Source organism: Arsenicitalea aurantiaca (assembly GCF_003994485.1).
Lineage (GTDB): Bacteria > Pseudomonadota > Alphaproteobacteria > Rhizobiales > Devosiaceae > Arsenicitalea > Arsenicitalea aurantiaca.
Genome location: NZ_RZNJ01000002.1, coordinates 468,695 through 488,599 on the forward strand (window position 1 = coordinate 468,695; position 19,905 = coordinate 488,599).

Consider the following 19,905-nt stretch of genomic DNA (forward strand, 5'->3'; position numbering starts at 1 on the left):
AAGTCATGACCATGGCCACGGCCAGTATCGAGCAGACCGCGAGCGGCACGATCATGCTGTCCGCGTCCGGCGTCTCCAAGCGTTTCGGCAGCACCCGTGCCCTTGTCGACGCAGCACTCGAAGTGCGGTCAGGGGAGGTGCACGGCCTGCTCGGCGCCAATGGCGCGGGCAAGTCCACGCTCTCGCGCATCGTCAGCGGCCACATCGCGCGCGATGCGGGCGAGATGAGCTATGCCGGCTCTCCCTTCGCCATCCGCTCGACCCGCGATGCCCTGCGCGCCGGCATCGCGCTCGTCGCGCAGGAGACGAGCCTCGCGCCCGAGATGTCGGTGCTCGAGAACATCTTCCTGCCCGAGCTCGGCCGCGCCGGCCGGCTCTCCTACGGCGCGCTGCGCAAGCGCGCCCACGCCATTCTCTCCCGCCTCGGCCGCGACCATGCCCTGCCGCTCGACGCCGAGGTGCGGCGCCTGTCGGCAGCACAAAAGCAGCTCGTCGAGATCGCCAAGGCGCTCGCACTCGATGCGAGCCTCGTCATCTTCGATGAACCGACCGCGTCGCTCAGCCCCTCCGAGGTCGATCGCCTCTTCGACATCATGGCCCGCCTGCGCGATGATGGGCGCGGCCTCATCTTCGTCTCGCACCGGCTCGAGGAGGTCTTCGCGATCACCGATCGCGTCACCATCCTGCGTGAAGGCACGACCGTCGCGCGCAATCTTGAAACCGCGCAGCTGAGCCAGTCCGACATCATCCGCCACATGGTGGGCCGCGAGCTCGACGCGATCTACGGCAACCGTGAAGCCGTGCGGGCCACTCCAAGCGGCGAAATCGTCTTCGAGGTCGAGAACCTCGCCGCCCGGCCCGAAGTGCGCAATGTCTCCTTTTCCGTGCGCCGCGGGGAGGTGCTGGGCCTCGGCGGTCTCGTCGGCGCGGGGCGATCGGAAGCCGTCGAGGCCATCTTCGGGCTGCGGCCGCGCGACGCCGGCACCATCCGCATCGATGGCAAGGCCGTCGATCCGCGCACGCCCGCCGATGCGATCGCCCTCGGCATCGGCCTCGTCGCCGAGGACAGGCGGGCCCAGAACATCGTGCCCGACCTGACCGTGCGCGAGAATCTGCTGCTCGCCCATATCGGCCGGCATAAGGGGTTCGGCCTCGGCTACGGCCAGCGCAGCCGCAAGGTCACAGATCTCCTCGGCAAGCTCGGCCTCCCCGCCGACCGGCTCGATTCGAACCTCCTCAACTTCTCTGGCGGCATGCAGCAGAAGGTGATCATCGCCCGCTGGCTGCTGGTTGAACCCACAATCCTGATCCTCGACGAGCCGACCAAGGGCGTCGATATCGGCACGCGCAGCTCGATCTACGCCATTCTCCGCGACATCGCGGCCGAAGGCGTCGCCGTCATCGTCATCTCCTCGGATTTCGAGGAGCTCCTCGGGGTCTGCGAGCGTGTCGTCGTGGTCAGCGACGGGCTCTCCATCGCCAATCTGCCCACGAGCGTTCTGAACGAGGAAAAGCTGACTCTGCTTGCCGCGCCGCGGACCTCGACCGAGCGCAATGTGAGCCTGCTCAGAAGCCTCAGCGCGGAGTTCGGTGCCACCGCCTTCTGGGCGCTGGTCGACGGAGACGAGCTCATCTGCCTCGGCGCCGCATCGGCCGATGGCGCCCCCGAGATCGGCCTTGCTGCCGGCGAGGCCGCCACCGGGGCGGAAACCGCGATTGCCCGCGCCGTCACCGAGAAATCCGAGGGCTTCGTCACCGAGCCCGAAACCGGCCTCCAGACCCTGCTCGTGCCCATGCGCAACAAGCGCGGGCACGATCTGGGCTGGATCGGCCTCACCCTCGCTGCGGGCAAGGCCGTGCCCGACCCGCGCGACATCGTCGAGCGCGTCATCGCCCGCACCGACGCCGAAGAGACAACAGGACCAAACCGATGACCACCTCCACGTCACCCCTTGCCGGCGGCCTTGGCCGGATCGCCAAGAGCCTCGAAGTGCGCATGCTGGGCCTCGCCCTCGTGCTGGCCGTGGCCCTGTCGCTGCTCTCGCCCTATTTCCTCACGCAGAACAACATCTTCAACATCCTCGACCAGTCCGTCGTGATCGGCATCGTCGCCGTCGGCATGACCTTCGTCATCCTCACCGGGGGCATCGATCTCTCGGTGGGGTCGGTCGCGGGCCTCACCGGCATCGTCCTGGGGCTCGCGCTCCAGCAGATGCCGATCCCGCTCGCCATCGGCGCGGCTGTCCTCGCGGGGGGCGGCATCGGGCTCGTCTCGGGGGTACTCGTCGCGGTTTTCGGCCTCGCGCCTTTCGTCGTCACCCTCGGCATGATGGCCATCGCGCGCAGCCTCGCCTACATCTTCTCGGGCCAGACCGCGATCTCGGCAATCCCCTATGATCTCTCCAACATCGTCTATACCGTCGTGTTGGGAATCCCGGCCAACGTTCTGTTCCTGCTCGCGCTTTACGCTCTGGCCTGGGCCTATCTCACCTACACCAAGGGCGGCCGCACCATCTATGCGGTGGGTTCCAACAAGGAGGCCGCCCGCGCTGCCGGCCTCAACGTGCTGCTCTATTCCATCCTGCCCTACGTCATTTCGGGCGCACTCGCGGCCGTCGCCATCACCTTCTCGATCGCCCAGATCCTTTCGGCCGATCCGCTTGCCGGCAACCAGATGGAGCTCGACGCCATCGCCGCCGTCGTCATCGGCGGCGCGAGCCTTTACGGGGGCAGGGGGTCGATCATCGGCACGCTGATCGGCGTGCTGATCATGGTGATGATCCGGAACGGCCTCAACCTCATGGGCGTCTCGCCCTTCTGGCAGGGCACTGCCATCGGCTCGATCATCATCCTCGCGCTTCTCGCCGAGCGGCTCGTCAACTGGCGCTCGGCGCGCTGAACAAGAAGGAGGCATCCATGTCAGAGACCCCAAGTCGCGCCATCCGGCTCTTCGGCACCGAGCAGCCCGTCACGCCCCCGCGCATCCTTCGCGCAGGTCCGCTCACGGCCGAGCTGGAAGCGGGCAACCTCCGCTACATCCGCTTCGGTGGCATCGAAGTCATCCGCGCCATCTCCTTCATCGTGCGCGACCGTGACTGGGGCACCTATGATCCCGTAATCGAGGACCTGACGGTGGACGAACGCGCCGATGGCTTCGTCGTCACCTACACCGCTCGCGCCGCCGATGCCGCGCAGGCCTTCTCGTACTCGGCCCATATCGAGGGGCAGGCGAGCGGTCGGCTGGTCTTTTCGAGCCGGGGAACGGCCGAAACCGACTTCCTCACCAACCGCACGGGCTTCGTCATCCTCCATCCCATCGATGGCGTCGCCGGCGAGCGCGTGGAGATGGCCCACACCGACGGGCGGGTCGTCGAGCACCGCTTCCCCGATCTCATCGACCCCGTCCAGCCCATGATGGATCTGCGCCAACTCACCCATTGGACCGATGGGCTCAGGGTCGCCTGCCGCATGGAGGGTGACACTTTCGAGATGGAGGACCAGCGCAACTGGACCGACGCCTCCTACAAGACTTATGTGCGTCCGCTCGCCCTGCCATGGCCCTACACGATCGCAAGGGGTGAGACGCTGGAGCAGGCGATCACCCTTACGATCGAAGGAAATGCCGCAACGGGTGCCTCGGACGCGCCGGTCACGGTCGCCATAGGCTCGCCCACGGGGCAGGTGCCGCCTCTGGGGCTCGGGCTCGATCCCGCCGACACGGCCGCAGCGAGCTCCGTCGCCAGCACCGTGTCCCAGATCGGCGCCGCCCATATCATCTGCCACCATGATGCGCGCCGAGGCCATGACGAGGCGACGCTGCGTGCCCAAGTCGCGTTCGCCCGGGAGATCGGCGCGGAGCCATGGCTCGAAGCGGTCGTCACCTCCGTCGATGGCTTTGAAAGCGAAATCGCCGCGCTCGGCAAGATCTGCGAGGCTCTGGGCTCACCCTTCAGGACCGTGCTCGTTTCGCCGGCGCCCGATCTCAAATGCACCTTGCCCGGCAGCGAATGGCCGCCCGCCCCCCCGGCGCGCGAGATGTATGAGGTGACCCGCCGGGCCTTCCCCGAGGCCCGGATCGGCGGCGGCATGTTCAGTTATTTCACTGAGCTCAACCGCAAGCGGCCGCCCACCGAGGCGCTGGATCTCGTGAGCTTCACGACATCCGCTCTCGTTCACGCGGGCGACGACCGCTCGGTCACCGAAACCGTCCAGGCCCTCCCGGCCATTGCCCGAAGCGCCGTGGCCATCGCCGGGGAGCGCCCCTACGCCGTCGGTCCGTCTGCCATGGGAATGCGCGACAATCCCTATGGTGAGGCGCCCAAGGAGAACCCCGAAAACATCCGCCAGGCGATGAACCGCAACGATCCCCGCCAGCGCGGCCTGCTGGGCGCCGCGTGGGCGCTCGGCTATTTCGCGCGCTTTGCCTATGGTGGGGCCTCGGCCATCGCCATCGGGGCGCCCGTCGGTGCGCATGGCGCCGTGGCTGCGCAGACCGGTCTGCCACAGCCCTTCTTCGACACGGCCGGAGGCGTCTATCCCGTTTTCCACGTCCTCCGGGGGCTTGCCGCCCGCAAGGGGGCGGAGCTTCTTGCCCTCGACATTTCCCGGCCCGGCCAGCTCCTGGGCCTCGCAATCCACACCGGCGAGGGCACGGAAGTCTGGCTCGCCAACCTGACCGGCGAAGCGATCACCATCGCGCCGGACTTCGCGGTCGGCGCGGTCGCCCGGCTGGATGCGGACAGCTTTGCCGAGGCGGCGAAAGACCCCGCCTTCCTCGATAATTCGAAATCAGCCGGGGGCGAGCCCCTCACTCTTGATGCCTATGCGGTGGTGCGGCTCATGGCCGACCGGGCCAGCTAACCAGAAGGATCTCCAATGCACGTTCTGATCATCGGCGCCGCCGGCATGGTGGGGCGCAAGCTCGCCGAAAGCATCGCATCGGGGGAAAGCCTCGCCGGCCAGCCGGTCGAAAAGCTCACCCTGATGGACGTCATCCCCCCGACCGCCCCAGCGGGCTTCACGGGCGAAGTCGTCATCAAGTCCGGCGACATCGCCGACCCTGCCGTTTCGACCGAACTGGTGTCGGGCCGCCCCGACACGGTCTTCCATCTCGCGGCGATCGTGTCGGGAGAGGCCGAACTCGATTTCGACAAGGGCTATGCCATCAATCTGGACGGCACCCGGCACCTCTTCGATGCCATCCGGCATGAGGGCCAGAACGCCCCCTACAAGCCGCGCGTCGTCTTCACCTCGTCCATTGCGGTGTTCGGCGCACCTTTCCCGGACAAGATCGGCGACGAGTTCTTCCTCACCCCCCGCACCAGCTATGGCGCGCAGAAGGCGATCGGCGAACTGCTTCTCGCCGATTACTCGCGCAAGGGCTTCTTCGAAGGCATCGGGATTCGGCTCCCGACCGTCTGCATCCGCCCGGGCAAGCCGAACAAGGCGGCCTCCGGCTTCTTCTCCAACATCCTGCGCGAGCCGCTCAGCGGTCAGGAGGCCGTGCTGCCAGTCGACGAGAGTGTCCGGCACTGGCATGTGAGCCCCCGCCGCGCCGTCGGCTTCCTGCGCCATGCCGCCGAGATCGACCTCGAGGCGGTCGGGCTGCGGCGCGTGCTCAACATGCCCGGCCTTTCGGCCACGGTCGGTGAGCAGATCGAGGCTCTGCGCCGCGTGGCCGGCGATCGAGCGGTCGCCCTCATCCGGCGCGAGCCCGACCCGATGATCGGGGAGATTGTCGCCGGCTGGCCGCGCGATTTCGATCCGGCGCGCGCGCTGGCGCTCGGCTTTGTCGGCGATGCCTCCTTTGACGAGATCATCCGCATCCATGTAGAGGACGAGCTCGGCGGCCGCATCGGCGGCTGAGGGGAGGGCTCATGCCAAACGATTCTGCACCGGCCGCGGCCGGTAACTTTCGCCTCGACGGCACTGTCGCGGCGGTAACCGGCGGCGCCAGCGGCATCGGCCTTGCGGTCGCCCGCATGTTCGGCGCCGCCGGCGCCCGCGTCATCGTCATGGATCGGGACGGCGCAAAGGCCGAAGAAGCGGGCTCCGGGATCCCGGGCGCCACGGGCGTCACGCTTGACGTCGCCGATGAGGCCGCGGTCGATGCCGCCTTCGCCGCGCTCCCGGAAATCGGCGTCCTCGTCAACAGCGCCGGCATCGCGCTCCGTCATCCGGCGGTCGAGCATTCGCTGGGCGATTGGGAGAAAGTCGTTTCGGTCAACATGACCGGCAGCTTCCTCTGCGCCCGGGCTGCAGCCCGCCAGATGCTGGCGGCGGGTCGGGGCGGTGCCATCGTCAACACCGCCTCGATCATGGGGCTTTCGGGCGGCGGGCTCTATCCCAACATTTCCTACCAGACCACCAAGGGCGCCATCGTCAACATGACGCGCGCGCTCGCCGTCGAATGGGCCGCATCCGGCATCCGCGTCAACGCAGTCGCACCCACCTATGTGAAGACGCCGTTCATAGCGCCGCTCCTCGCCCAGCCCGAGCTGGTCCGCCGCATCGAGGCGATGACGCCGCTCGGGCGCCTTGCCGAACCCGAGGAGGTCGCAGCCGCCGTCCTCTTCCTCGCATCCCCCGCCGCCGGGATGGTCACTGGGCACACCCTGCCGGTCGATGGCGGGTTCCTCGCCCAGTAACTCACGGGGGAACTCGGCCGGCGCACCCGTGAGCGGCGCCGGCCTCTGCCTCAGGCGTCGATCTCGAACTCCACCACGCCCTTCCGGGTCGCCGCGAGCCCCAGCCGCCCGTGCTTGATGGCGAGTGCCTTCTCCCCGAAGAGCTTGCGCCGCCAGCCCTTGAGCGGCGCCACGTCCGCATCGTCGTCCAGCACCAGCGCGTCGATGTCGTCGGATGTCGCGATGATCCTCGGCGCCACGCCATGCTCCTCGGACACCGCCTTCAGCAGCACCCGGATGAGGTCGCCGACGGCGCCCTTGGGCGAGGGCCCTCGATAGCGCTCCGGCATGGCCGGCAGCTCGGATTTCGGCAGCTCCTCCACCTGCTTCAGGAGCGCGATGATCTCCGCCGCCGCCGAAGAGCGGCCAAAGCCGCGCTGCACTGCGCGCAGCTTTTCGAAGGCCTGCGGCGAAGTCGGCCGCTGGATCGCCAGTTCGGCCAACGCGTCGTCCTTGAGAATGCGGCTCCGCGGCTGGTCGGCGCTCTGCGCACGCTCCTCGCGCCATGCCGCCAGCACCTGCAGCGCCGCAAGGTCGCGCGGCCGGTTGATCTTGGCCTTCAGCCTCTGCCAGGCCTCCGACGGGGTCACCACATAGGTCTCGATCCGCCGCAGCGTCTCAAGCTCGTCCTCGACCCAATCTTCGCGCCGCGTTTCGCGCACCTGTTCGCGCAGGGCCTTGTAGATGTCGCGCAGATGGGTCACGTCCGCCAGCGCGTAGCTGCGCTGCTTCTCGCTCAGCGGCCGTGCCGACCAGTCGGTGAAGCGCGAGCTCTTGTCGATTTCCGCGCCCACCACCGAGCGCACGAGATTGTCGTAGGAAACGCTGTCGCCGAAGCCGCAGACGCTCGCTGCGATCTGGGTATCGAAGATGTTGGCCGGCACCCGCCCCGTCAGCTTTACGAAGATCTCGATGTCCTGCCGGGCGGCATGGAACACCTTGGTCACGTCCGCATCGTCGAGAAGCCCGAAGAACGGCGCCAGGTCGATCCCCGCCGCGAGGGGATCGACAAGCACCGCCTCGTCCAATGTCGCGGCCTGCAGCAGGCAGAGCTTTGGCCAGTAGGTCGTCTCGCGCAGAAACTCGGTATCGACCGTAACGAAATCGAATTCGCGCGCCCGCGCGGTGAAGTCTGCAAGGGCATCCGTTGTGGTGATGAGCTCCATTATCCCGCCATTCTCAATGTGTTAATATTCTCCTAACAGGGGATGGGCCTTGGCTCCAGTGCGGATTCGCGTCTGGCGTTCAATGCTTTGCGCGCATGGTAAAGCCGGGCAGGGGGCTCGCCTTGACAAAAGGGCTGCCCCATGCGCTTTTCCGGCCCGAATCCAGCCATTCCGTATAGATCAGAGACGTCAGATGCACCGCTACCGTTCGCACACCTGCGCAGCGCTCACCACGGGGGATGTCGGCAATCCCGTGCGACTGAGCGGCTGGGTCCACCGCATCCGCGATCATGGCGGCCTGCTCTTCATCGACCTGCGCGACCATTACGGGCTGACCCAGTGCGTGGTCGATCCTGATTCTCCCGCCTTCGCCGAAGTCGAGAAGGTCCGGGCCGAATGGGTCGTGCGGATCGACGGCGAGGTGAAGGCCCGCACGCCCGAGACGGTCAACACCAATTTACCCACCGGCGCCATCGAGGTCTTCATCCGCGAGATCGAGGTTCTGGGCCGTTCCGCCGAGCTGCCCATGCCGGTCTTCGGGGATCAGGACTATCCCGAGGAGACGCGCCTCAAATACCGCTTCCTCGATCTGCGCCGCGACGGGCTGCACAACCGCATCGTGCTGCGCTCCAAGGTCATTGCCTCCATCCGGCGGCGCATGATGGATCTGGGCTTCATGGAGTACCAGACCCCGATCCTGACCGCGTCGAGCCCCGAAGGCGCGCGCGACTTCCTCGTGCCGTCGCGCCTGCACCCGGGCAAGTTCTACGCGCTCCCGCAGGCGCCCCAGCAGTTCAAGCAGCTCCTGATGATCGCGGGCTTCGATCGCTATTTCCAGATCGCGCAGTGCTTCCGCGACGAGGATCCCCGCCATGACCGGTCCTCGGAGTTCACCCAGCTCGACATCGAGATGAGCTTCGTCGAGCAGCAGGACGTGTTCGACGCCGTCGAGCCGCTGCTGCGCGGCGTGTTCGAGGAATTCGGCAATGGCTGGCGGGTCACGCAGAAATTCCCGCAGATCCCCTATGCCGAAGCCATCCGCAAATATGGTTCGGACAAGCCGGACCTGCGCAACCCCATCGAGATGGAAGCCGTCACCGAGCATTTCTCCGGCTCGGGCTTCAAGGTCTTTGCCGGGCAGATCGCCAACGACCCCAAGGTCGAAGTCTGGGCGATCCCCGCGCCGACCGGCGGCAGCCGCGCCTTCTGCGACCGCATGAACGCCTGGGCACAGGGCGAGGGCCAGCCGGGCCTCGGCTACATCTTCTTCCGCGATGGCGAGGGCGCCGGCCCGATCGCCAAGAACATCGGCCCCGAGCGCACCGAGGCCATCCGCACCCAGCTCGGCCTCAAGGATGGGGACGCGGTCTTCTTCGTCTGCGGCCTGCCTCAGAAATTCTACAAGTTCGCCGGCGAAGCGCGCACACGTGCGGGCACCGAACTCAACCTCCTCGACGTCGAGCAGTTCGCTTTCTGCTGGATCGTCGACTTCCCGATGTTCGAGTGGAGCGAGGAAGAGAAGCGGGTCGATTTCTCGCACAACCCCTTCTCCATGCCGCAGGGCGGCCTCGAGGCGCTCGAGACGCAGGATCCGCTCACCATCAATGCCTTCCAGTACGATGCCGTCTGCAACGGCTACGAGCTGAGTTCGGGCGCCATCCGGAACCATCGGCCCGACATCATGCGGCGTGCCTTCGAGATCGCCGGCTACGACATGTCGACCCTCGAGGACAAGTTCGGCGGCATGCTGCGCGCCCTCCAGTACGGCGCGCCGCCGCACGGCGGCATTGCGCCGGGCATCGACCGGATCATCATGCTCCTCTGCCATGAGAGCAATCTGCGCGAGGTCACGGCCTTCCCGATGAACCAGCAGGGCGAAGACTTGCTGATGGGTGCGCCCTCGAGTGTCTCGGCCAAGCAGCTGCGCGAACTCTCGATCCGCATCGCGGTCGAAAAGAAGGACTGATGATGGAAGAGGGCGCCCGCTGCGGCGCCCTCCGTCTCCGCATTCAGGCCTTACCAGTTAACGCGCATTAACCGGGCCTTAAGCCTGTCGCTGCTATTTCGGTAGACGTTGCGGCGTCGAAAGTTCACCGGCAGTGAGAGCGAGATATTCTCATATCCTAGTGCTGGTCAGCGCCATGCTGGCCTTCGCGCCCGTCGTGGCCGTAGACTATCTCCTCGACAATTACGTGCGTGTCCGCGAGCGGGCCGTGATCCAGCAGCGGGTCGACACCTTCGCCGAGCGTATCTCCGATTCGGCGAACGCCGCCGTGGGCTCCCTGCGCCGGATCCTGTCCCAGAGCCCTTCGCTCTGCACCCCGACCTTCCTTTCCAACGTCCATGCCGAAATGGGCGCCAGCCTCTCGCTGCGCCAAGTGCTGGTCGAAAACAGCGACGGTGTGCAGTTCTGTGACGCGCTGGGGCGCGAGGTCGACTATGTCGCGCTCTCGCAGGATCTGGGCCTGCCGCGCCAGACCGAGCGCCTCGCGGTCGTGCAGATGAACGGGCTCGACATGCCCGTCCTCAAGGTCACCCAGGGATTCGGCAACAACCGCACGGTCGCAGCTTTCGTACCCGTCCTTGCCAATCCGCTCGAGGGGCTGGCTCTCGGTATGCCCCCGGCCTCCGTCCTGCGGATCGCCCTGACCGACGGGACCGATATCGTCACCGTCGGCGATCCGACGGGCTATGATCAGCGTTCGGGAACCGAATACATCTCCGCCAGCGCCTTCGTCGGGGAGCTGCCCATCCGGGTGGATGCGGCGATGCCCTTCGCGCTCGTACGCGCCGATTATGCCGATCTGGACCTCAGCTTCACCCTTATCGCCTGCGTGATGAGCGGTGCGTTCCTCTTCCTCGCCCTGCAATATGTGCGCCGCTCGGCCATTCCCGCCGTCGATCTCGAGCGCGCCATCGTTGCTGGAGAGCTCAAGCCCTATTACCAACCCGTCATCAACCTGCGCACAGGCGAACTCGCCGGCTGCGAGGTGCTCTGCCGCTGGGAGAAGCGCTCGGGCGAAGTCGTGCCGCCGGGCGCCTTCATCGACTATGCGGAGGTGACCGGGCTCGCCATCCCGATGACGCTGAGCCTCATGCAGCAGGTGCGCACCGACCTCTCCGATCTCTGCACCGAAGTGCCCGGCCTCAAGATCAGCATCAACCTCTTCGAGGGCCATTTCCGCGACAGCACCATCGTGGAGGACGTGCAGGCCATATTCGGCGGCAGCCCCATCAACTACCGCCAGCTCGTCTTCGAAATCACCGAACGCCGCCCGCTCGGCAATTCGCTCCAGGCCAACAGCGTCATCTCGGGCCTCCACGCCCTCGGCGCCCGGCTCGCCATGGACGATGCGGGCACCGGCCATTCCAACCTCGCCTACATCGAGACGCTCGGCGTCGACGTCATCAAGATCGACCGCGTCTTCGTCGACATGATCAAGCCAGGCGCCACCCAGGTGCCCATTCTGGATGGGCTGATCGCCATGGCGCGGGACCTCGGCACAGAGATCGTCGCCGAGGGCGTCGAGACCGAGGCCCAGGCGCTTTACCTCCGCGCGCGCGGTGTCGTGATGGCGCAGGGCTACCTCTTCGCCCCGGCGCTCAAGGTCAATTCCTTCCGGGAGCTGGCGCGTGCATTGCATGCCCGGCACGGGCAGAACGTCGCACCGGTCGGCCAGGGCGTGCCGGACGCGGCCTGAAGAGGCGGAATCCCGCCCGTCGGCCTTTTCAACGGCGCCATTTAGTGACATTGACGAGGCCGCTAGAAAGAAGGGGGGCGTGCCTGTGTCTACCGACATGACCGAACAGAAACGTGCGCTGCGCGAGGCCGCGCTGCATTTCCACGAATATCCCAAGCCCGGCAAGCTCGAGATCCGCCCCACCAAGCCCCTCGGCAACCAGCGCGACCTCGCGCTCGCCTATTCCCCCGGCGTCGCCGCTCCCTGCGAAGAAATCGCTGCCGACCCCGATGCGGCGGTGCGCTATACCTCGCGCGGCAATCTAGTCGCGGTCATCTCCAACGGCACCGCCGTGCTCGGCCTCGGCGCAATCGGCGCCCTCGCGAGCAAGCCGGTGATGGAAGGCAAGGCAGTCCTATTCAAGAAGTTCGCCGGCATCGACGTCTTCGACATCGAGGTCGACGAGACCGACCCCAAGAAATTCATCGAGGTCGTCGCGCCACTCGAACCTACTTTCGGCGGCATCAACCTCGAAGACATCAAGGCCCCGGACTGCTTCGAGATTGAGGAAGCGCTCCGCGCGCGCATGAACATCCCGGTCTTCCACGACGACCAGCACGGCACTGCCATCATCGTCGGCGCCGCCGTCCTCAACGGCCTCGAGCTTTCCGGCAAGAAGATCGAGGACGTCAAGATCTGCACCTCCGGTGCCGGCGCCGCCGCCATCGCCTGCCTCAAGATCCTCGTCGCCCTTGGTGCGCGCCACGAGAACATCTGGGTCGCCGACAAGGACGGGCTCGTCACCAAGAACCGGCCCGACGTGACCGATCGCTGGCGCGGGGAGTTCGCCCAGGACAGCACCGCCACGACCCTCGCCGAAGTCATCGACGGCGCCGACATCTTCCTCGGCCTCTCGGCGCCCGGCGTCCTGAAGCCCGAAATGGTCGCCCGCATGGGCCGCCAGCCGCTCGTGCTGGCCCTCGCCAATCCCGTGCCCGAGATCATGCCCGAAGAGGCCCGCGCCATCCGGCCCGACGCCATGATTTGCACCGGCCGGTCGGACTATCCCAATCAGGTCAATAACGTCCTCTGCTTCCCCTTCATCTTCCGCGGCGCGCTCGACGTGGGCGCGACGACCATCAATGAGGAGATGAAGCTCGCCGCCGTGAAGGCCATCGCCAAGCTTGCGCATGATCCCGGCCTCGAGGTGTCGCCCACCGGCCAGCCCGCGATCTACGGGCCCGATCACATCATCCCGAACCCCTTCGACCAGCGGCTCATCCTGCGCATCGCCCCGGCCGTTGCCGCCGCTGCCATGGAGACCGGCGTCGCCAAGCGGCCGATCGAGAATTTCGATGCCTATCGCGACAGCCTCAACCGCTTCGTGTTCCGGTCCGGCCTCGTGATGAAGCCGATCATCGACCGGGCGCACGGGCAGGGGATGCGCGTCGCCTTCGCCGATGGCGAGGACGAGCGTGTGCTGCGCGCCGCCCAGGTCATCCTCGAGGAGCGCATCGCCCGGCCCATCCTCATCGGCCGTCCGGCGGTCATCGAGCAGCGGATCGCCCGCTTCGGGCTCACCCTCGATCCCACCCGCGATTTCGAGATCATCAACCCCGAGGATGATCCGCGCTATCGAGACTATGTCAGCCTCTTCCACTCCCTCGTCGGCCGCAGCGGCGTCACGCCGGACACGGCCCGCACCATCGTGCGCACCAACACCACTGTCATCGGTGCGCTCGCGGTCAAGCGCGGGGAGGCCGATGCGCTGCTCTGCGGCCTACAGGGCCGCTTCATCAAGCACGTGCGCGACATCCGTTCGGTCCTTGGGCTGCAGGACGGCATCAAGGACGTCTCGGCGCTCTCCATGCTGATCATGCCGCGTGGGGCGTTCTTCCTTGCCGATACCTATGTGAACATGGAGCCGACAGCCGACGAGATCGTCTCGATCGCGCTGCAGGCGCGCGACCACCTCAAGCGCTTCAACATCGAGGCCCGGGTGGCGCTGCTCTCCTACTCGAACTTTGGTTCGCGTGACGGCGACACCGCCTACAAGATGCGCGAGGCCTATCAGAAGCTGAAGGCTGTCGCCCCCGAGATGATCGTCGAGGGCGAAATGCAGGGCGACCTCGCCCTGTCCGAGCAGCTGCGCGAGCGCTACATCCCCGACACGGTCCTGCGCGGCGAAGCCAACCTTCTTATCTTCCCGAACCTTGATTCGGCGAACCTCTCCATGACCCTGCTCAAGGAGATGAACGAGGCGATCTCGGTCGGGCCGATCCTGATGGGTCCCGGCTCTCCCGCGCACATCCTCGCGCCCTCGACGACGAGCCGCGGCATCGTCAACATGACCGCCATCGCCGCGACAGAGGCGCTCGGGCTTACTGCAGCAGCCGAGTAAGCCAGTCCGGCCTTGGATATGCCCCGAACGGCGCTACCATGCCGTTCGGGGATGATCCCGTCGGGGGCTGGAGGGCCGTAATGAGCTGGAGATCGCGCTTCGCACTGGCGCCGGATGCGCTGGCCACACTCTGGCGCTTCCCCCTGCCGGTAGTCCTTGCTGCCATCGCCGCCGCCATTCTCGTCGGCGTCGCCACCGGGCTCCTCTCCGATAGCGACGATTTCTGGCCGCGCGCCGTTCTCGGGCTCGGCGTCGCGTTCCTCTTCGGCACCGCAGGCGTGCTCTACCGCGAATCGCGCCCCTATGACGGGATCCCCGGGCCGCTTCTCGCCTTTGTGCTGCCACCGCTCGCCGGCCTTGCCTGCCTGCCCCTGGCCGAACCCTTAATCGCCCCATACGTGCTGCCGGTGATCGCGGTGCTCTGGCTCTCGGTGTCGGCTTTCACCCGCATCGGCCGCGGCAGCCTCAGGGCCGAGCAGCAGGACCGCTTCTGGTGGCTCAACCATCAGGGCGCGACCACGGCGATCCTCGCCATCATCGCCTTCCTGCTGGTCGCGCTCGGCATGGTCGCGATCGAGCGCTCCCTCGCCATCCTCTTCGGCCTCGAAACACGCGATTTCTTCTACGATGTCGTGCTGCCCGTGGTCGGGGCCTTCCTCGCGCCCGTATATTGGCTGACGACGCTGCCGCGGCTCGATGCCTATGACCCCAATGCGCTGCGCCGTCCCGATTTTCTCGCCCGCGCCGTCGGCTTTCTGGGCCAGTTCATCCTCGCCCCCGTGCTGTTCGCCTATGCGGGCATCCTCCTCGCCTACACCGTGCAGATCGCCGTCACCGGCACGCTGCCCCAGGGCATGCTCGGCTGGATGGTGCTCGGCTATGTCGTGAGCGGCGCCGCCACCTATCTTCTTCTGCACCCCGCCTTCATGCGCGAGCGTGCGCTCGTCCGGCTCTTCCGTCGGATATGGTTCTGGCTCACCCTCGTGCCGCTGGGGCTCTTCGCCGTCGCGGTCTGGATCCGCGTCGATGCCTACGGGCTGACCTCCGAGCGCATCTTCCTCGTCGCCGGCGGCGTCTGGGCGGCGCTCCTCGCAGCCTTCTTCATCCTCCGGCGCGGCGATATCCGCCTTATCCCCGCCATTGCGGCAATAATCCTCGCCCTCATTTCAGTCGGCCCGTGGAGCTATGAGAACGCACCGCGCTGGGACCAGTCGGCCCGCCTCGAGCGGCTGCTGGTCTCGGGTGGCATCACCGGCCCGGACTCAGTTGCCCGCTGGACCGTCGCCGAGGCCCGCGCCGCCCGCAGCGCGATGACCTATCTCGCCTATGAGGCGCGCGACAGCGCCGCGCTGCGCGAAGTTCTCGCGCGCCATGGCGTCGCCTATGATGGTGCGCGCCGGCCCATCGAAACCCTGCTCAGCGGCTGGGGTGTTCCCGATGAAGGCCTTGTGGGGCCGGGGACGACCTACCTGTCGGTAGACCGGCAGCGCTTCGGCGGCAGTGTCGACGTTTCGAGGACGCCCCATCTCGTCGGCGCGGTGCAGGCCGGGGATTTTGCCTCGAATGCCGGTCCGCTCGCCTTCCGGCTTACCGAAAACCGCCTGCAGGTCCGCCAGCAATTCCGCCTCGTCGAGATCGACCTTGCCGACTGGGTCGCCAGCCAGCATGAAGGCACCGCCATCGATCCGGTCATCGACTTCCTGATCGGCGGCACGCGCTATCGCATCGCGCTCGACAGCGCCTCGATCGAGCTGCGCGAAGAAGGCGACGCCGTCGCGCGCCGCCTCACCAACCTCGCCGGAACGCTCTTTTCAGAGCGTCCGCTGGAGCAGGTCAGACCCAGCCCTGAAGGTCTGCCAGCGCGCGCGAGGTGATCGCCCGGCGCTTGGCCTGCGTCTTCTCGACCGACTTCCAGCGTTTCACGCCTTCGGGCTTGCTGATGGTCACGGGCGGAAAGAGCCCGAAATTGACGTTCATCGGCTGGAACGAGCGCGCACCCGAATAGGCTTCCGCCTCGATATGGCCGCCCGTGATGTGCGCGATGAGTGCGCCGAACGCCGTCGTCATCGGCGGCGTGGGCAGGGTCTCGCCCCGCGCGTCCGCCGCGGCAAGCCGGCCAGCGACGAGCCCGATCGCTGCGCTCTCCACATAGCCTTCGACGCCCGTTACCTGGCCGGCGAACCGCAGCCGCGGATCGGCCTTGAGCTTCAGATCGGGTCCCAGCACCTTGGGCGAGTTGATGAACGTGTTCCGGTGCAGTCCGCCGAGCCGCGCAAACTGAGCGTTCTCGAGCCCCGGGATCATCCGGAAAATCTCGGTCTGCACGCCATACCGCATCTTGGTCTGGAAGCCGACCATGTTCCAGAGCGTGCCGAGCGCATTGTCCTGGCGCAGCTGCACGATCGCGTGCGGCTTGACCGTGGGGTTGCGCGGATTGGTCAGGCCTACCGGCTTCATCGGCCCATGGCGCAGCGTTTCGCGGCCGCGCTCGGCCATCACCTCGATAGGCAGACACCCGTCGAAATAGGGCACCTTCTCCCAGTCCTTGAATTCATGCAGCGGCGCGGACAGCAGCGCATCCACGAAGTCGTTGTACTGCTTCTCGTCCATCGGGCAGTTGAGATAGTCCGCCCCCGTGCCACCCGGTCCCGCCTTGTCATAGCGCGACTGCGCCCAGACGATGTCGCGATCGATGCTGTCGGCGTGCACGATCGGCGCGATCGCGTCGAAAAAGGCCAGCGAATCCTCGCCCGTGAGCTTCGCGATCCCCTCCGCCAGCGCCGGGGAGGTGAGGGGACCCGTTGCGATGATGACGTTGGTCCACTCCGCGGGCGGCAGGCCCGCCACTTCTGCCCGGTCGATCTCGATCGAGGGGTGGTTGGCGATGGTGCGCGTCACCTCCTCGGAAAACGCATCGCGGTCGACCGCCAGCGCGCCGCCTGCCGGCAGCTTGTGCTTGTCCGCCGCTTTCATGATCAGCGAGTTGCAGCGCCGCATTTCCTCATGCAGCAGCCCCACCGCATTGTGCTCGTGATCGTCCGAGCGGAAGCTGTTGGAGCAGACGAGTTCTGCGAGCCCGTCGGTGTGGTGCGCATCGGTGGCGCGCACCGGTCGCATCTCGTGCAGGATGACGCGGGCGCCCGCCTCGGCGGCCTGCCACGCAGCTTCTGATCCGGCGAGCCCGCCGCCGATGATATGAATGGGTTCTGTTGACATGGCCGGCTGATAGCAGGCGCCCGGGCCCCGCGCAATCGCGCCGGCAAAAGGGGCGCGCCGCTTCCGGCACGCCCCCCATCAAGGCTCGGTGATCTGTCGTCTCAGGCCGCGCGACGCTCGTGCCGGCCCTCGAGGATTTCTCCTGCGATCTTGTCGCAGAAAGCCGGCAGATCGTCCGGATTGCGGCTCGTGATCAGCCCCTGGTCGGTGACGACAGTGCTGTCTTCCCAGAGCCCGCCTGCATTGATCACGTCGGTCTTGACCGACGGATAAGACGTCACCTTGCGGCCCTTGACGATGCCGGTCTCGACCAGCAGCCAGGGCGCATGGCAGATCGCCGCGACGACCTTCTTCTGCGTCCAGAATGCCTTGATGAGATCGAGCACCGATGTCTCGACGCGCAGCAGGTCCGGGTTGATCTGCCCGCCCGGCAGCACGATGGCGTCGTAATCGTCCGCCGAAACCTGATCCACCGTCCGGTCGACCTTGACCGCATTGCCCCAGTCGGTCTTGTCCCAGCCCTTGATCTCGCCGGCTTCGAGCGAAATGATGTGCACGGTCGCACCGGCATCCTTGAGCGTCTTGTGCGGCACTTCGAGTTCGGACTGCTCGAACCCGTTGGTCGCGACGATGGCGATGGTCTTGCCTGAAAGATCACGCATGATTCTGCTCCATATCTGTTGGTATGGAGCTTCAACGGCGCGCCGCGCAGCGCGGTTCCAGCCTATAGGGAGCATTGGACCATGGCCGACATCACGATCTGGGGACGGCTCAACTCGTCCAACGTACAGAAGGCCATATGGGCGCTCGAGGAGCTCGGGCTCGACTATGCCAGCATCCCGCTCGCCGGCAGCTTTGGCGGCAACAGGACGCCCGAATATCTCGCCATGAACCCCAACGGCCTCGTGCCCACGCTGCGCGACGGAGACCTCGTCCTCTGGGAGAGCCACGCCATCGTCCGCTATCTCGCCGCCGCCTACGGGATGGGCACGCTCTGCCCCGAGCCGCTCGCCGAGCGCGCCATCGTCGACCAGTGGACCGACTGGACCGCGACCACCCTGCAGCAGGGCTGGCTGCAGGTCTTCTGGCTGCTCGTGCGCACCCCGCCCGAGGAGCAGGACCCGGTGGCCATCGATCGCGCCGTCGCACGCGCCAACGAGGCCTATGCGATCATGGACCGTCAGCTGGCACGGACGCCCTTCATGGCCGGCGATCGGTTGACCTACGCCGACATCGTCTCGGGCGCATCGATGTATCGCTGGATGACCATGGACGTGGAGCGCACCCCGCTGCCCCATCTCGAAGCCTGGTACGCCCGCCTCCTCGACCGCCCCGCCTACCGCAAGGCCGTCTGCGTCTCCTATGAAGAGCTGCGTGGCCGGCTGGCGTTCTGAGGCTATCCCGGCCGCCGAGCTGTGGCGAGAAGTGCCGCAAGCATGATCATGCTGGCGCCGGAAAACGCCCGAAGCCGCCGGACCAGCTTGGGCCGCGTCGTTGCGCCGTCGCAAATCCGCCCGGCAATAAACGCCACGACGATGTCGGCCAGCGTATTCAGGGTTACCGAAACGAGGCCGAGCACCACGAACTGAAGCGCCACACTGCCGGTAGACGGATCGACGAAATGGGGAATGAAAGCGAGAAAGAACGCGGCGGTCTTGGGGTTCAGCGCCTCCACGATCACCCCTTCGCGAAACGCCCGCCTCACGCCCGAAGGCGCTGCACCTCCATTGTCGATGGAGAAACGAAGCGGCTCCCGCCGGGCGGCGAGGATGGTGCGCACACCAATCCAGGCGAGATAAATCACGCCCAGAATCTTGAGAAGGGTAAAGAGCTCGGCACTGGCGAGAACGATCGCCGATACGCCCGCCGCGCCGGCGACGACATGCACGATGCCCCCGACACCCGTCCCGAAGCTCGACGCGATGCCCTCCGCCCGTCCGCCCGACAAAGTCCGCGCCGCGACATAGAAAATGCCCGGCCCGGGCGTGATGGCCAGGAGCAGGGCCGCAGCGATATAGAGGGTAAGTGCGCCAGCGTCGATCATGGGTAAAGCAACTTTCAAAGAAGCAGCTTAGCTCGCGCGCCGCCACGTTTCCAGATCTGTCCGCACAAAGCAAAACGCCCGCTCCTTTCAGGAAGCGGGCGTTCGATGCTTTTCGACGCTAGATGCTGACCAACAACCTTTAGAGGGTGTTGGCATGATCGCGGGCGATACGCTGGATGTCGGTGCGGGTGATGCCCAGATCAGAGAGCTGACGATTGTCGAGAGCGGCGAGCTCACGGACGGTCTGCTGGTAGGCGGCCCACTTCTTGAAAGTCTTGCGAATGTCCATTTGTCTGTCTCCTTGTCTTACAGGGAGATATCTAGTCCTCGTCGGTCCCGATGAGCAGACCCAGATTGCTCAGATTTGCCATGCGCCGGATGCAGGCCTCGATCGGTTTTCCTTCACACTGCATTAAGCGCGATGGCCAAAACGCGACGGCCGCCGGGCGCTCCGGCGGCCGTCAATACCTGAGACCGCCGTAAGGCTTCAGCGGTCGAACAATCCACGGGTCATCTTGGTGAAGTCGGGCCCGGCGATCCCGAGCATGCCCGTCCCGCTGGTCGAGGGCACGTCGTTTTCGCGCAGGGTCTGCTTCACATCCACGAGGCGCCTCGTGCGCCATACGGCTCTTACGAACATCGGCGTTCCTCTCGGCTTGCGTCCTGCAGCTCCGAACGCCACCATGATCGCGCGAATCGCGGCGGCCAGCCA

16 protein-coding genes are annotated in these 19,905 nt (G+C 66.4%); 10 read left to right on the forward strand and 6 right to left on the reverse strand.

Translation table 11 applies throughout. The annotated features are described in order from the left end of the window. Positions 1 to 5 precede the first annotated feature (5 nt). Genes EMQ25_RS06695 through EMQ25_RS06715 form a run of 5 tightly spaced genes read left to right on the forward strand, consistent with a single transcriptional unit; the run spans position 6 to position 6,647 of the window. Positions 6 to 1,934 (forward strand): sugar ABC transporter ATP-binding protein, encoded by a 1,929-nt coding sequence (locus EMQ25_RS06695; protein WP_127187780.1) that lies wholly within the window; start codon positions 6 to 8, stop codon positions 1,932 to 1,934. Then, positions 1,931 to 2,899 (forward strand): ABC transporter permease, encoded by a 969-nt coding sequence (locus tag EMQ25_RS06700; RefSeq protein ID WP_127187781.1) that lies wholly within the window; start codon positions 1,931 to 1,933, stop codon positions 2,897 to 2,899. Before EMQ25_RS06695 ends, EMQ25_RS06700 begins: the two co-directional genes overlap by 4 nt. A gap of 17 nt (positions 2,900 to 2,916) precedes the next feature. Then, complete coding sequence (locus EMQ25_RS06705; RefSeq protein WP_127187782.1) at positions 2,917 to 4,860, forward strand: D-apionate lactonase family protein; 1,944 nt, start codon at positions 2,917 to 2,919, stop codon at positions 4,858 to 4,860. Between the two features lie 15 nt (positions 4,861 to 4,875). Further along, positions 4,876 to 5,865 (forward strand): D-erythronate dehydrogenase, encoded by a 990-nt coding sequence (gene denD / locus EMQ25_RS06710; protein WP_127187783.1) that lies wholly within the window; start codon positions 4,876 to 4,878, stop codon positions 5,863 to 5,865. A gap of 11 nt (positions 5,866 to 5,876) precedes the next feature. Further along, entirely contained in the window at positions 5,877 to 6,647 is a 771-nt protein-coding gene (locus EMQ25_RS06715) for an SDR family NAD(P)-dependent oxidoreductase (RefSeq protein WP_127187784.1), read from the forward strand. A 50-nt stretch (positions 6,648 to 6,697) separates the two neighbouring features. On the opposite strand, the gene rnd is transcribed toward EMQ25_RS06715, so the two are convergent. Then, positions 6,698 to 7,852 carry a ribonuclease D gene (rnd, locus tag EMQ25_RS06720; RefSeq protein WP_127187785.1) on the reverse strand — a complete coding sequence of 385 codons (1,155 nt, stop codon included), beginning with the start codon at positions 7,850 to 7,852 and terminating at the stop codon, positions 6,698 to 6,700. A 193-nt stretch (positions 7,853 to 8,045) separates the two neighbouring features. Here rnd and aspS point away from each other — a divergent pair, with 193 nt between their 5' ends. The 4 genes from aspS (at position 8,046) to EMQ25_RS06740 (ending at position 15,807) form a co-directional block, all read left to right on the forward strand. Next, complete coding sequence (gene aspS, locus EMQ25_RS06725) at positions 8,046 to 9,818, forward strand: aspartate--tRNA ligase (protein ID WP_127187786.1); 1,773 nt, start codon at positions 8,046 to 8,048, stop codon at positions 9,816 to 9,818. Between the two features lie 175 nt (positions 9,819 to 9,993). Beyond that, a complete protein-coding gene (locus tag EMQ25_RS06730; RefSeq protein ID WP_127187787.1) occupies positions 9,994 to 11,553 on the forward strand; it encodes an EAL domain-containing protein in 1,560 nt (519 codons plus the stop codon). A gap of 97 nt (positions 11,554 to 11,650) precedes the next feature. Then, complete coding sequence (locus tag EMQ25_RS06735; RefSeq protein WP_127188151.1) at positions 11,651 to 13,933, forward strand: NADP-dependent malic enzyme; 2,283 nt, start codon at positions 11,651 to 11,653, stop codon at positions 13,931 to 13,933. A gap of 80 nt (positions 13,934 to 14,013) precedes the next feature. Continuing rightward, positions 14,014 to 15,807, forward strand: a complete 1,794-nt coding sequence (locus EMQ25_RS06740) for a DUF4153 domain-containing protein (RefSeq protein ID WP_127187788.1) — start codon at positions 14,014 to 14,016, stop codon at positions 15,805 to 15,807. Here EMQ25_RS06740 and trmFO read toward each other — a convergent pair. Together trmFO and EMQ25_RS06750 are read right to left on the reverse strand one after the other, a co-directional pair. Further along, complete coding sequence (gene trmFO / locus EMQ25_RS06745; RefSeq protein ID WP_127187789.1) at positions 15,767 to 17,149, reverse strand: methylenetetrahydrofolate--tRNA-(uracil(54)-C(5))-methyltransferase (FADH(2)-oxidizing) TrmFO; 1,383 nt, start codon at positions 17,147 to 17,149, stop codon at positions 15,767 to 15,769. The genes EMQ25_RS06740 and trmFO overlap by 41 nt on opposite strands. Before the next feature lie 101 nt (positions 17,150 to 17,250). Further along, the gene (locus EMQ25_RS06750) at positions 17,251 to 17,811 is read right to left on the reverse strand and encodes a type 1 glutamine amidotransferase domain-containing protein (RefSeq protein WP_127187790.1); all 561 of its coding nucleotides are present in this window, start codon (positions 17,809 to 17,811) and stop codon (positions 17,251 to 17,253) included. Positions 17,812 to 17,892: 81 nt separating this feature from the next. Here EMQ25_RS06750 and EMQ25_RS06755 point away from each other — a divergent pair, with 81 nt between their 5' ends. Continuing rightward, the gene (locus EMQ25_RS06755) at positions 17,893 to 18,543 is read left to right on the forward strand and encodes a glutathione S-transferase family protein (protein WP_127187791.1); all 651 of its coding nucleotides are present in this window, start codon (positions 17,893 to 17,895) and stop codon (positions 18,541 to 18,543) included. 2 nt (positions 18,544 to 18,545) lie between these two features. Here EMQ25_RS06755 and EMQ25_RS06760 read toward each other — a convergent pair whose 3' ends face one another. From EMQ25_RS06760 to EMQ25_RS18030, 3 genes are all read right to left on the reverse strand, one after another. Further along, positions 18,546 to 19,193, reverse strand: a complete 648-nt coding sequence (locus tag EMQ25_RS06760; RefSeq protein WP_127187792.1) for a LysE family translocator — start codon at positions 19,191 to 19,193, stop codon at positions 18,546 to 18,548. A gap of 139 nt (positions 19,194 to 19,332) precedes the next feature. Then, on the reverse strand, positions 19,333 to 19,482 hold the full coding sequence (locus EMQ25_RS06765) for a DUF1127 domain-containing protein (RefSeq protein ID WP_127187793.1): 150 nt from the start codon (positions 19,480 to 19,482) through the stop codon (positions 19,333 to 19,335). A gap of 198 nt (positions 19,483 to 19,680) precedes the next feature. Further along, positions 19,681 to 19,833, reverse strand: coding sequence for a hypothetical protein (locus EMQ25_RS18030; protein ID WP_158625987.1), 153 nt, complete (start codon positions 19,831 to 19,833; stop codon positions 19,681 to 19,683). Between the last annotated feature and the right edge of the window lie 72 nt (positions 19,834 to 19,905).